Source organism: Rhodopirellula sp. MGV (assembly GCF_002251265.1).
Lineage (GTDB): Bacteria > Planctomycetota > Planctomycetia > Pirellulales > Pirellulaceae > Stieleria > Stieleria baltica_A.
The window spans coordinates 14,157-26,885 of record NZ_NPDI01000038.1; the positions used below are offsets into that span (position 1 = coordinate 14,157).

10 protein-coding genes are annotated in these 12,729 nt (G+C 55.7%); 2 read left to right on the forward strand and 8 right to left on the reverse strand.

Features of this window, described 5'->3' with window-relative positions:
• Positions 1 to 44: 44 nt before the first annotated feature.
• The 3 genes from CGZ80_RS29110 to CGZ80_RS12735 all read right to left on the reverse strand — a co-directional run bounded on the left by CGZ80_RS29110 (position 45) and on the right by CGZ80_RS12735 (position 4,421).
• A complete protein-coding gene (locus CGZ80_RS29110) occupies positions 45 to 1,925 on the reverse strand; it encodes a DUF1559 domain-containing protein (protein ID WP_103296264.1) in 1,881 nt (626 codons plus the stop codon).
• A gap of 78 nt (positions 1,926 to 2,003) precedes the next feature.
• Positions 2,004 to 3,407, reverse strand: a complete 1,404-nt coding sequence (locus CGZ80_RS12730; protein WP_094414937.1) for a dihydrolipoyl dehydrogenase family protein — start codon at positions 3,405 to 3,407, stop codon at positions 2,004 to 2,006.
• A gap of 159 nt (positions 3,408 to 3,566) precedes the next feature.
• Positions 3,567 to 4,421 carry an alpha/beta hydrolase gene (locus tag CGZ80_RS12735; RefSeq protein WP_094414939.1) on the reverse strand — a complete coding sequence of 285 codons (855 nt, stop codon included), beginning with the start codon at positions 4,419 to 4,421 and terminating at the stop codon, positions 3,567 to 3,569.
• Positions 4,422 to 4,696: 275 nt separating this feature from the next.
• Here CGZ80_RS12735 and CGZ80_RS12745 point away from each other — a divergent pair, with 275 nt between their 5' ends.
• Positions 4,697 to 5,356 carry an MIP/aquaporin family protein gene (locus CGZ80_RS12745; protein ID WP_094414943.1) on the forward strand — a complete coding sequence of 220 codons (660 nt, stop codon included), beginning with the start codon at positions 4,697 to 4,699 and terminating at the stop codon, positions 5,354 to 5,356.
• A gap of 71 nt (positions 5,357 to 5,427) precedes the next feature.
• Here CGZ80_RS12745 and CGZ80_RS12750 read toward each other — a convergent pair whose 3' ends face one another.
• The 4 genes from CGZ80_RS12750 to CGZ80_RS12765 form a co-directional block, all read right to left on the reverse strand.
• Positions 5,428 to 5,697 carry a twin-arginine translocase TatA/TatE family subunit gene (locus CGZ80_RS12750; protein ID WP_094414944.1) on the reverse strand — a complete coding sequence of 90 codons (270 nt, stop codon included), beginning with the start codon at positions 5,695 to 5,697 and terminating at the stop codon, positions 5,428 to 5,430.
• Positions 5,698 to 5,699: 2 nt separating this feature from the next.
• Positions 5,700 to 5,927, reverse strand: coding sequence for a twin-arginine translocase TatA/TatE family subunit (locus tag CGZ80_RS12755; RefSeq protein ID WP_094415256.1), 228 nt, complete (start codon positions 5,925 to 5,927; stop codon positions 5,700 to 5,702).
• A 300-nt stretch (positions 5,928 to 6,227) separates the two neighbouring features.
• Positions 6,228 to 9,887, reverse strand: a complete 3,660-nt coding sequence (locus CGZ80_RS12760) for a serine/threonine protein kinase (protein ID WP_094414946.1) — start codon at positions 9,885 to 9,887, stop codon at positions 6,228 to 6,230.
• A gap of 84 nt (positions 9,888 to 9,971) precedes the next feature.
• Positions 9,972 to 10,586, reverse strand: coding sequence for an RNA polymerase sigma factor (locus CGZ80_RS12765; RefSeq protein WP_094414947.1), 615 nt, complete (start codon positions 10,584 to 10,586; stop codon positions 9,972 to 9,974).
• Between the two features lie 267 nt (positions 10,587 to 10,853).
• On the opposite strand from CGZ80_RS12765, the gene CGZ80_RS12770 reads away from it, so the two are divergent.
• Complete coding sequence (locus CGZ80_RS12770) at positions 10,854 to 11,873, forward strand: hypothetical protein (RefSeq protein WP_198953679.1); 1,020 nt, start codon at positions 10,854 to 10,856, stop codon at positions 11,871 to 11,873.
• A 9-nt stretch (positions 11,874 to 11,882) separates the two neighbouring features.
• Here the strand turns inward: CGZ80_RS12770 and CGZ80_RS12775 are convergent, their stop codons facing one another.
• A complete protein-coding gene (locus CGZ80_RS12775; protein ID WP_094414949.1) occupies positions 11,883 to 12,653 on the reverse strand; it encodes a hypothetical protein in 771 nt (256 codons plus the stop codon).
• Positions 12,654 to 12,729 lie beyond the last annotated feature (76 nt).

Here is a 12,729-nt window from a genome sequence, read left to right on the forward strand (position 1 = left end):
GACCGTTCCGGCTGCAGACAAAATGTGACGATGTGCCGCGGCGGCTAGTAATCCCATGCTTCGAGTGATTCGGCACCCTGGCGAGTACCCAACGCTCCCCACACTCCGTAGGAGCTTTTGCTTCCAGGCTCTCTGTCACCTTCACCTCCGTAAATCACAGTGCCCTGGGTGAGGTTCCCACAATCAATCGTGTCGGTGATGAAACACACCGCACCGTCACCGAGTAACACGTGCGTTCCACCGTGATGGAAGCTCGAGGGGGGAAGCAGTCCAATGCCACCATCCTCATCAATACCGATTCCACTACTCGCTAGGCTCGTCTCGCGGTTGGGCGGCAAGATGGTATTGAAGCCGGTGTACAGTGCCGCGCCATCCGCCCACCGAAATCCACGTCGCTTGTCTGCCGGAAGGGTCACGGCGCTAGAGCGTTCTTTTGTCTTCGCCCATTGATTGGGGCGCTCACGATCAACACGATCTTCACACCAAGTCGGCTGTTCGATCAAAACGGACGAGTCGCCGGAACGCCAGGGTGAACTGCGTGCATCGTCATCACCTAAGTCTGAAATGATCTCTGCCCCAAAAGCGGTGTTGCTCAACCCATCGAGAATCTCTCGGAAGCGGAGCGATTGTCGAGGCACAAACGCACCGCGTCCCGTCGCCGCCAATCGGTCTTCATCGACGGCGTGCCATCGCGAATCCTCTGGATCCCAGCGGAACGCCCCATGATCCATGTGCTCCAATGCGTCACCTAGACAAACCGCGTAGTTGCATCGCGCGAACGCTAAACCGCCATTGCCAGGATCGGACGGGCAACGAAGTGAGGAGATTTCAGTCTTCCAAGGATCAAAGTCATCCGCCCACGGCGGTGGCCCCATCGGCGCTAAGTCGTCTCCTTCAACCACTTCATTCCACAAATCCTGCTGCTCAAAAAACGGCAGCAACCCCACCACGTAACTCAGCCGAAACCCGTTGTGATCTCGATCCGACATCGATTGGCGATCGAACGCGTGTGTTCCACCCATTTGCATTGGAAGTTGTTTGTACGCACTGTGGTAATTGTGAATCGCCAAACCAAGCTGTTTGAAATTGTTCGAACAGCTCATCCGCCTCGCCGCTTCCCGAGCGGTCCGAACATTTGGCAATAGCAATCCCACCAACACCCCAATCACCAAAATGACAACCAACAGTTCGATCAGCGTGATCGCTTTTGCGAGCCGACGATTGGCTCCGATCAGACTGGCATTCTGCGCTGGTTCCACTTGTGTATTGGCCTGATCGATGCGTGATCGGACACTCCGTCGTCGTAAAACCAGTTCATAAACGAACAACGGAACCAACCAACTGAGCCATGCGTTTGCTTGGTAAGTCAATTCCGACTCAAAGTCCGTCACGATTGCCACTCCCGCAATCATCCGTAACAACAGCGGCGACCAAAGCAGCAGGTAGCAACGCACCGCCCATTGTCGATGGAGACGCATCCGTTTTTGTTTCGCATGGAAAGCAGCCATCGCCACCGTGATCCCTGTCAAAACGGTTTGGACGATGAATCCGAATTCTGCGAGTCGCCCGCCATACGCTTGCTGACTCATCATCAGCCCGGACGGCACAACGCCCAGTAGCACGACCCAAGTCAACAGTTTGCCCATCCGGCGATGCAGCGAACGCCGGGTCGGGTGGAACATCAAGTAGGTTCCCAAAATCAATGAAGTCGGTCCGACGGCAAGGTGCAAATAAAACGCGGCTCGATACCAACCCTCAAACGAATACCGCCGACCGGCTAGAAAGGGCGAAAGGTCAAAGTCCGGCGGGAAGTACCAGCGGTACTGCCACAGCATCGCGATAAAGAATTTGCACGACACGATCACAACGGACCATTTCAGCAGCCGCACAATGTTTCTGTTTGGTGCGTTTCTGTTTGGTGCCATGCCGCGTGATCCCGTTCGCGTTCAAAAAGACGGTCGCAGAGCACCGATTCTACGCGATGAATAACAGAATCGTTCAAATCAAACCATGCGTTTGATGTCGGCTGTCATCGTCGGATAAGCCAACGGGCTGGCTTTGATTGCTTTGGCGTCGATCCCATGCTTGATGGCGAACGCAAACAAATTGACTTGCTCCTCCGCTCCAACACCCAGCAAGTGAGCTCCCAAGATTCTCGCAGATGACTTCTCCAAGACGACTTTGTAGGCCGCACAGGGCATCCCCGTTTTACGTACGCTGCCCCACGTCGATGTGTCACGCGTTTTCACATCGACATCGTAACCAGCCTCTTTGGCTTCGGATTCCAACATCCCAACGCGAGCGATCGGCGGGCAAGTGAACGCGACCGAAGCGACGCCACGATAGTCCGGACGCTTTGTCGGCTGATCCACAAAGAGGTTCTTGCCGACAACATAAGCGTCTTCGTTGGCGATCGGTGTGAGCATCAAGCCACCGTTGTCCGCACAGTCACCGGCGGCGAACACACCTGGATGACTGGTCGATCGCAAGTACTCGTCGACTCGGATTCCGGATTCGGTGTAATCGATGTTGGCAGCTTCCAAATTCAAGTCGTCTAGGTTTGGAACGCGGCCCGCGCCGTGAACCACACTGTCAACATGGAACCGCTGCTGATCATCGCTGGTGACGACCAGTGAACCGTCGGCTGACTGCTCAATCGATTCGATCTGGCGGCCCATGACCAAACGCATGCCTTTCCGCGAGGACCAGTCTTTCAGTTGCTCGACTAAATCCGGATCGAATCCCTTCATTAGCTGTTCGCCTTTTTCAAGCACGGTGACTTCTGAACCAAGGCTGCACGCGACGTGGCCGAACTCCATCGAAATGTACCCGCCGCCGAGAAACAAGATTCGCTTTGGCAATCGTTCTTGGGCAAGAAACTGGCCGCTGGTCATCACAAATTCGCTTCCCGGAAACGACAGCGTTCGCGGACGTGCACCAGTCGCGATCAAAAAACGTGGTGAATCAAGTGTTGCGTTGTCTCGGCCCGAGTGAATCCGCAATTGTCGCGGCGAGATAAAACGGGACTGTCCCTGAAAAGTTTGGATGCCTTTGTCGTTGAGATTCTCTTCGGTGTTGTTTGCCACCGGTTCGGTGAACTCTTGCTGAAATGCATGCAGCTTTTGCCAATCGAGTTCTGCCGACGCGTTTGCGAACAGTTTGTCTGCCGTCAAATGCACACGGTCAGAAAGCATCGCCGCATTGGTGAGCACCTTTTTTGGGTTGCAACCACGTAACGCGCACGTACCGCCAAAATCGCGGCTCTCTACCAAAGCGACTTGGTGTCCTGATTCCGCCGCGTCGACGGCAACTGATTTTGCTGCCGGACCGCTGCCGAGCACAACGAGGTCAACGCGGTAAGACTTGCCTGACTCGGCAGAGGCTGTTTGGATGGCTGGTTTCAACATGCCGCTTGGTCCTTACTCTCATGTCGCTTCGTCCTCCCGATGCGTATCCATCGGAAGCCCGAGACGAGATGGCAAGTCCCATGCCAGCGTAAAAGCCAAACCGTATGAGCGAATAAGTTAGTCGGTGGGCGACCGATTCGGATTCAGGCCGACAGTTTTTCAGTCACCCGCTTCATGCTCTTTGATGAATTTCAACAGGAGAGGATGAGCCGGTTCGGCCATTTGTCCGTGATCGTATCCCTTCAGTTCGACCAGTTTGGTCTCGGGGTGCTCGACGACTTGCATCATCCGCCAAAGGTAAGCGGTTTCTTCGTAGCGTCCGAGCATTTCGAGTTCGCGATCACCGGTGATCAACAACAATGGCGGGCAGTCCTTGCGGACATGAAATAGCGGAGCCATCGAATCGACGATCGGTTGCTTGCCATCGATGCCACGTTCGGCGCGAACAGTGAAGTGCGTGATCGTGTGCCCGCTGTAGGGGATCAATCCGGCAATGTCATCGGCATCGACCCCATGCTCGGCAAGGTAGCTTTTGTCGAGTCCGATCATGCTGGTCAGATAACCGCCAGCGGAATGACCACTAACGTAAATCCGTTTGGGGTCACCGCCGAAACGTTCGATGTTGTGAAAGACCCAAGCGACCGCTGCGGCAGCGTCTTGAACGTAGGCCGGTGATTTGACCTTGGGGCTCAAGCGATAGTTCACTCCGACGACCGCGATGCCTTGTTCCTGGAGTGCTTTTGGGATCGATTTTTGGCCACCGGTCAGCCCGCCACCATGGAACCAGACCACGGTCGAAAACCCAGGACGATTGGCCGGGGCGTAGACATCCAATCGGCAACGCTCTCGGGCGTAGTCGGACAGCGATCCGTCTTCCGTTCGGTACGGGAGATCAGAATGTGTTTTGTAATCGATCCCTGAATCGTCCGATTGTCCAAACGCTGAAGGACAGGTCACGGCGGGCAAAACGATCCATGGCAACACGGCCAACAGCAAGGTCCGAAGCGTGGTCATCGAAATCAAATCGTCTCAAAGGAAATGTCATGGGCTGATTCGCGCAACAGTGTACCAAGATGCGAATCCGACGATGCCAATCCAATCGACATTAAAGGCGTTGGTGGACTCCGTTCACCACTCGTTTGGTTGCGTGACGCAATCCGGTTCGTCGGGGGGCTTTTAGGATTTCAAGAAATGGCTTGCGAATGTGTCGCGACGGCCTGCATGTGAGAATGTTCGGGGGTAAAACAGTGGCCCCTCCTGAACTTGTATCGCCTTCCGAGCCCCCACGTATGAAAAAGTACATTGCCGAATTCGTTGGAACATTTGTCCTGATCTTCGTCGGGACGGGATCGGTAATCGTCAACTCGGTAACGGATGGCGAGGTGTCTTTGGTAGGGATCGCGATGGCCTGGGGCTTAGTCGTTTCGGCGATGATTTATGCGATCGGTGACTTGTCGGGAGCACACATCAACCCGGCAGTGACGATCGCATTCTGGGTCGCCAAACGGTTTGAAGGACGCAAAGTCGTTCCCTATCTCTTGGCCCAGTGCGCGGGAGCGTTCGCCGCCAGTGCGCTGCTGCGGTTCATGTACCCCGATCAACCCAGCCTGGGCGCGACCTTGCCTGCGGGGACGGAGATGCAGTCTTTCGTGATGGAGGTCATGTTGACGCTGATTTTGATGTTCGTGGTCCTCAATGTGACCGTTGGAGCGAAAGAGAAGGGCATCACCGCAGGACTCGCGATCGGTGGTGTGATCGCGTTCGAAGTGCTTTGCGGCGGGCCGATCAGTGGTGCATCGATGAACCCCGCACGATCACTGGCACCCGCTGTGGTCGGCGGCCAACTCCAGTCGTTATGGCTGTACATGATCGCGCCAGTTATCGGTGCGGTTGCCGCCGTTCCGATCAGCCATTTCTTGCATTCGGAACGAGAGACGCCCGAAGCTTAGCGTTGAAACGCTTCCCAGAATCGACGCCACAGAAGGCGTCGTGAATCAAAGAAACCTGCCAGACGGATGCGTCAGCTAGGTGGGGTGAACTTTGGTGCCGAAGGTTCCGATGGCTCGTCGTCCTCTTCGTCAATCGATGACGAAGTGTTCGAGTCCATTTTGAAGGCCTTCGTCGCTTCGTATTCTGCGGCACGGAACTCGCGCTGAACTTCGTTTAACTTGTCACGAAATTCGCGATAGATACCGCCCGCTCGACGCGCGACATCGGGCAAATTGCTGCCGAACAAGACAACAGCAATGACACCGATCACCATCATTTCAAAGGGGCTAAGCCCGAACATGATTACTTATCCGAGTCTTTGTCGGATGCGTTCTCATCGTCCGCCGTTTCGCTCATGCCGCGTTTGAACTCGTTCGCACTGCGTCCGAGGTTTCGCATCAGCGACGGCAGTTTGGCACCACCGAACAACAGCAGCACCACGAACAAAAAGATCAACATTTCGGTCGCACCTGGCATCGCGAACGCCAGAGGTGAAAGCCCGAGTAGACCGCTAGACAGAGTTACAGACATCATTTCGCTCCAAAAGAGGCTTGAGAATTGGAAACCCTCACGCACAGATGCGGCGAAAGCGGGTCGGTCGGTTGGGCAAAAGCCTCAACCACCTCCAGGACCGTCATGTCGGGGGCGGGACGAGCCCAACGATTCGCTGGCTCGTAGCTCAGTATTGTAAGCCACCCGCGACAGACGTCAAACACCAATGAAGGGCCCTGAAGAGGGGAAACCGCAGGAATTCGACTTGAAACGATTGTTCCGGCCTCTTCCCGATCCCCCCACGTCCAGGGAGTTACGCGTAGGAAAGACGTGGAAAACCTACTGATCGCCAGAGCTACCACTGGATTCTGTCGCTTGCCCCGCCGCATTGCGAGTCTCAATCCTCTTCTTCGCCTTCGCGATCACCTCACGAAGCTCAGTATAGAGGGCAAAGTTTTGGGGACTGTTCTCCATCGTCTGAAGTTGAGACAGCAGGCTCGAAGACGTACTTTGTGCTGCACACAACTCGATCAGCTCCTTGACGATCGCCATGTCTAATTGGTTGGTTCGAAGGATCCAGGAATTCTGTAACTGGTTCTCCGCCGCTTTCGCAGCAGCCTCGGTGTCAATCTCAATTGCCAACTGAGTCGCTCGCTTGGCAAACTTCTGAAAGGGTGACGCGGCAGGAGACATGGCTTGAATGATCAACGCCTTTTTTGCGGCCGCGGTGAGCCTATCTGGTGCGGCCTTTGCAATTTCCAATCCCATCAAAATGATCGGTCGCGGGACAATGCGTTTGTAGAGATCGACCTCACCGAACTGCGTGTGAGTGAGATCCGATTCGATGTAGTCAATCATTTCTTTGGACCATGTCGAATCGACAACGATCGGTTCATCAAGAAGAAGGGTCAACGTTGCTGCGGTCGGAATCAGCAAAAATTGGGATGCGTTAATCGTTGAATTCGCGGGGTCCTCCAGTTGATCCACGATACGATTTCGGATCCTTCGCAAGCTTGTTTTCCGTTCATCATCAATGTCATCTGTGTTTGCGCTGTTGTCCTGGAAGTGGTTACTTAGCGTCCAGGAAACGGCAATGCAGCTGTTCTCATTTCCATTTTTCAGTTCATCAAGCGCAATCTCATAGCCTGGGTCGGGAAAGAATTTCACGAATCGCGATGGGAATTCATTCATGAACTTGCCGGAAGGATCAAATCCACCAGCGGTCAGTCCGCCATACATACGGCTGAGTTTTGCGATCGCTTTTCCAGCCTCCAATCGCTTGGACGCATCCTGATTTCGTGACAACCGTTCGACGGCTTCCATGGCCGTGATCAACGAATCGACGTCCAGTTCCGTCTTCAAAACATCCATCCAAGAATGGATTGTCTTGCCGCGATAAGTTGGCTGAGATCCCGGACCAGCCATCATGCTACTATCCATGCCCATCCCAGCGGCCATGCCCATTCCGACATCCATACCAAAGTCATCCATGCCCATTTCCATTCCCATCAGACCTGTTCGCCCCGGCTGAGGGCTGCCGACCAATTCAGCTTCGAGCTTGGATCGTTCATTGACCGGAATCGCTTCAACGGCCTTTTTCAGATCCGACTCAACGTCGCTACCAATGGACTGTTGGCGGGTGAGATAGATCGCACATTCACGAGCCAGCCGAGCAGCTGTGGGCTGTTGCGCAGGCTCCATCCCGTCCCATGCGTTTGACGATGAGAGACCGATCAACCCACGCATTAGTCGAAGCGTCAGAAACTTGTCTTGGCGGATTGCAATTCCGCTTCCCATTCCGCTCATTCCCCCATAGCCGCCCATCATATCGCCACCCCCTCGTAAATCGCCCTGTTGTTCGAGGTAGCGGTGCAATGACAAGACAATCGCGCCACGACTGTTGGAATTGCCTTGCAACAGTTCTTTCGCCGCGTGCCCATTCCAACGGTCGAAACTCGGTTCGGCAAACACTTGATCGAAGTACCACATGAAATACGCACTGTCTTCGTCAGGGCTGCGTTCGGTGGTGACGACCGGTGGCGTTTGGCGGCGTATCCCGCCGAGATCACGCGAGCACTGCACGATCGCTTCGATCACTTGATCAAGCGACGTCTCCGATTCCGAAACTTGCTCGACACCTTTGATCGCCGTTGTCATTGCTTGACCGAGAGATTCCCAATCTTCGGTCGGACGAATTTTTGCGACCCACTGACCCAACGTTTTCCCATCAACCAACGCCTCCGCCGGCGCCGCCCTGCCACCACCGAGAGAACTGCTGCCATAACCGCCGCTGTCATAGGCACTGCCGTAACCGCTGCCAAAGTCGCCGTCAGACCCCATGGCACTGGATGTGATTTCTTCGGTGACGGCTGGGGTGTTCGGCGACAAATCGACGGCGACCTGATTGTCGTCGAGCAATCCATCGCTTTCGATCGCGACGTTCTGCACGGTGTTCCGTCCGATCGTGACCACGTCATCGCTCAGCTTCACCGCTTTTCCGCCGCCTTCGACCTCAAGCCGGTAGCTGCCTTTGTGAAGTGAAACCTTGTTGTCACCGGATTCGATTTTTAGCGTGTCGACAACCGTTTCGCCTTGCTTGATTTCGACGGTCAAGCCGTCCAAATCGGAATGCAACACCAGCATGCCGCGGTCCGTCTGGATCTTTAGTACAAATCCGGCGACCAACAAAAACCCAGCCATCGCTGCGCCGATCCACCAGTGTCTGCGTGGCGGCTCGTCACCGCGCTTCGCCAGCGACAGACTTGGGATCAGGCCGCTGTGTTGACGTTCGCCAGCGTCGTCTTTGCGCGATGCTTCACGAATCAAGCGACGGAGTTGGTGTCCTTGACTGGGAGCTCGCAGCCGTTCGGCGATTTGGGCAGCGTCGGCTGGCCGGTTCTTCGGATCGCGGGACAGAATCTCGGCAACCAGTTTGACCACGTCGCGGTCGACATCTTCCCGCACCGTATCCAATGCCGGCGCATCTTGATTGGTGATTTCCAGGACCTGTGCGGCAAGCCCTTTGCCGCTGCGATGCGGCGGCCGACCGGCGATCAATCGAAACAACGTCGCACCAAGTGAATACAAATCTGACCGGGGATTCACATCACGACTGTCGGTCAACTGCTCGGGCGCCATATAGGGCATCGTTCCCATCACATGACCAACCGTTGTCAGACGTTCGTCGCTGACCAAGGGATCATCGCCATCAAGCACCAATCCCAAGTCCAACACTTTGACGCAGCCATCGCGGGTGAGCATCAAATTAGACGGCTTGATGTCGCGATGGACCAAGCCACAATCGTGGATGTGTGAGATCGCGATGGCGGCTTGACGGACGATTTCACAGGCATCGGCAACCGACAACTGCCCCATACGCGTCGCGACCTGACCGACGTCCAACCCGTCAAGGTATTCCATCACCAAGTAATGCCAACCCGAATCATGACCGGCATCGGTAGCGCGCACGATGCCCGGGTGTTCGAGTGACGCGACGGCCGTCATTTCACGATTAAAGCGGTCCAACCAATCCTGCTGTGCGACGCGATCCGGTGGTAGCAGTTTGATCGCGCATTGCCGGCGAAGACGTTGATGTTCGGCTTTGAAAACCGCTCCCATGCCACCGCTGCCAACCAATTCCAATAATCGGTACGTCCCCAAGTTCTCGATCGGCGGCTGACTTGTCATTCGCCCCTGATGCTGGCGAGCGATTCGGCCCAACGCGACTTGGCAGGCCGTCTCGTTGCGAAGTGATTCCAGCTCGGCCTCGGCAGACGCTACTGAATCAGCGGCTTGAGAATTGTTGGACAGCGAATTGTTACACAGCGACACCGATCCCAATTCGAAGTTGTCGAGCCCCAAGTCCTCAAGGGCATCTCTGCATTGTTGGCAATCATCCAAGTGGAGAATCGCGGAATCGAATTCTTCCTTGGATGCGTTCCCGATCATCACCCGCCGCAAACGATCGGGATCCAAACACATACCGTTCAATTTGACCATCTCAAGTCCTGGGGTTGGGGTCGACGATCAACGCTGATTTCGGGCGTCGATTACCAAGACAACGGACCGATTGGACACCGATTGCTATTCCAAATCGCGAAGCTCGTCTTTGAGTCGCTGCAGGACCCGGGCACGCGATTTATAGATCGCCCATTTCGAAACGCCCAACTGTTCGGCCACGTCGTTGACCTCGCGGCCGATCACGGTGGTTTCCCAAAACATCATCCAAGTCCGCGCATCGAATTTGGTACGAAGCAATTCCAATGTTCGCGAACGAGCCGCTTTTGCATCCGACATGGCATCGGTAGGTGGTTCCGATGATTCGTCCGCAAACGACTCGCAGGCTGGCAATTCACGCAGCGCTAAATTTGCTGCGGTTCCGCCGGCGGCGACTTCGTGCTGCAACTGGCGACGATGATCACGAATTTTGTTGCGGGCGATTGTCCAAAGCCAACCGCGAAATGTCGCCCCGTCGCGTTGGTGATCAAATCGTTGCAGTGCACTGGCGACCGCACTAAACGTCTCTTGCATCACGTCAGCAGCGTCCGCGGCCTGACACCCACAACGACGCGCCCAACCATAGACGATCGGGCCATAAACCTGGGCGAGGTGCTGCCAACTTTCGGCATCGCCATCTTTCACGCGGACCAACATTGAACGGCTGGTCGATGGCTCTTCGAGAAAAGAGGATTGCGACATGCCCGCAATTATAACGATGAAGCCTCAGAGACGACAAATTCTCCGCAGCAGTTGAGACTTACCGCGATGACAGGACTCGCTCTCGGCACCGACACAGCCGTCCAGGTAGCGTGCCAATACGACGACTGGCCGGGCCGAAAGTTCGAGTAAGACTGAGATCTATCGTAACCGAATTGAGTCCGTTACGCGGAAAGACACCGCAAATTTTCAAAATCGATTGCATCGACGTACAATTTCCGACTCGTGCTTCAGCCCCGAGGAACAGAGATGGTGAACTTGATCAGCCACTGCCGACTACGCCGAGGATCGCACCACCCGAGGCCAGCCCGCAACACGTTCGTGCTGTCCGTGCTTTGCAAGACAATCGTGGTGGGCGCCCTGTCGGTTTGGCTACAGAGCGACGGATCGTTTGTGAACGCGAGCGAACAAACGGAATCCGACGCGGCGACTTACCAAGTCTCCACGCCGCCAAAGGATTTGAACCTGCCGCCCTTTTACGAAAAGTACGTCAACGCGAACGGCTATCCGATCGTTGCCTCGGCCGCAGTCAATGATTACGCGTTGAAAGAGGCGGGCTATTTGATCGACATGATGTTGGCCAAGCGTCCCGACGTTCGGCAAGCGATGATCGAAAGCGGTTCCAGAATGATCGTGATGTCCCATTCGGAGCTGACGACCGACATTCCAGAACACGCGCATCTGTCCCCGAAAGACTACTGGGATGCAAGAGCTCGCGGGCTGGGCGGATCACGTCGCGACCCGGTTTGTACATGTGGCGAAGAAAACTTACTCGCATTCAAAGGCGACCCCTACGCGACCGAGAACATCTTGATTCACGAATTCGCTCACAACATTCATTATCGCGGGATGGTCAATCTGGATCCGACCTTTGACGACCGATTGCGGGCGACATACGACCGTGCGATGGCAAGCGGCTTGTGGAAAGGCAAGTACGCGTCGGTTAATCATGCCGAGTACTTTGCCGAAGGCGTGCAGTCGTGGTTCGACAACAACCGCCCGCCAGATCACGACCACAATCACGTCGACACACGAAAGGAACTTCGTGAATACGATCCGGGCTTAGCAGCAGTCTGTGAAGAAGTGTTCGGCGAAACCGAACTGGTTTATACAAAGCCGACCGAACGTTTGACGGGTCATTTATCAGGCTACGATCCGTCTTCGTCACCCCGCTTTCGTTGGCCGGAACGGCTGACGCAGTCCAAGCGAAAAATCATGGACGACATCAAAAAACAGGGTGACAATCGCCAGCAAGGTTACAAAAACTAGCCTGCCTGGTTAGACGCGTTGGAATTCGAGTCCGCCGTTGTTAGCACCATCTAAAGTGAACTTGAATCCGTTGCCTTGCACAACAAAGGTACCGGCCATCTTTTGAAGGTCCGTTGATCGCACCAAAGTCAGCTGCCCGCCTTCCAAGCGATATTGTCCGCTAAACGATTTCGGCGTGCCGTTGTTGTCTACGGTCCACGAAAACGTTCCGTCAGCGGCAAGTTGCAAGTCGACAGCCAAGTTGCTTGGCAAAGTCGCCCGGAACGTCCCGACATGACCGGCAACCGGGGCGGCTGGTTGTGGAGCCGACGTGGCGGGTGCGGGAGTCGAAGCCGACACACCGGCAAGTGCCGCGAGTGCTGCCAAGGCAGACGCTTCGGCGTCTTGCGTGGCAACTGGCTGACTGGGCGACTGGGCCGCCGTTTGGCTGGCGGGCATTTGGCTGGCTTGCGGTGCGGCCGGTCGTGGTGGATTGCTCGCCGCGGGCACCGGGTTAACAGCCTGCGCGGGGCGCTGCGACTGTGCCGACTGAGGCAACGGTTGTGGCTGCGAAGGTTGCTGCGAAACAGCCGGGTTGTAGCGAATGGGTGGCGTTGGGACGCTGTAGTTGGTGGAGTAATTGGCGGGACGGCTGTAGCCATATCCGCCCGAATAGTGCCCGGTGTAGCGGCTGATGACGCGGGGGCGGGATCCGCCACACGCCATCGCCGGGACGGCACTGCCGAGGCTGGTTGCGGTGATGGCTGCTGCGACGGCGATATTTTTGACGACACGTTTCATGATTCGACCTGGCGTGTTTGAGTAACTGACTCGGTAACAACCAGCCAAGCGGAACCGGGATTGCGATGTTACAGGC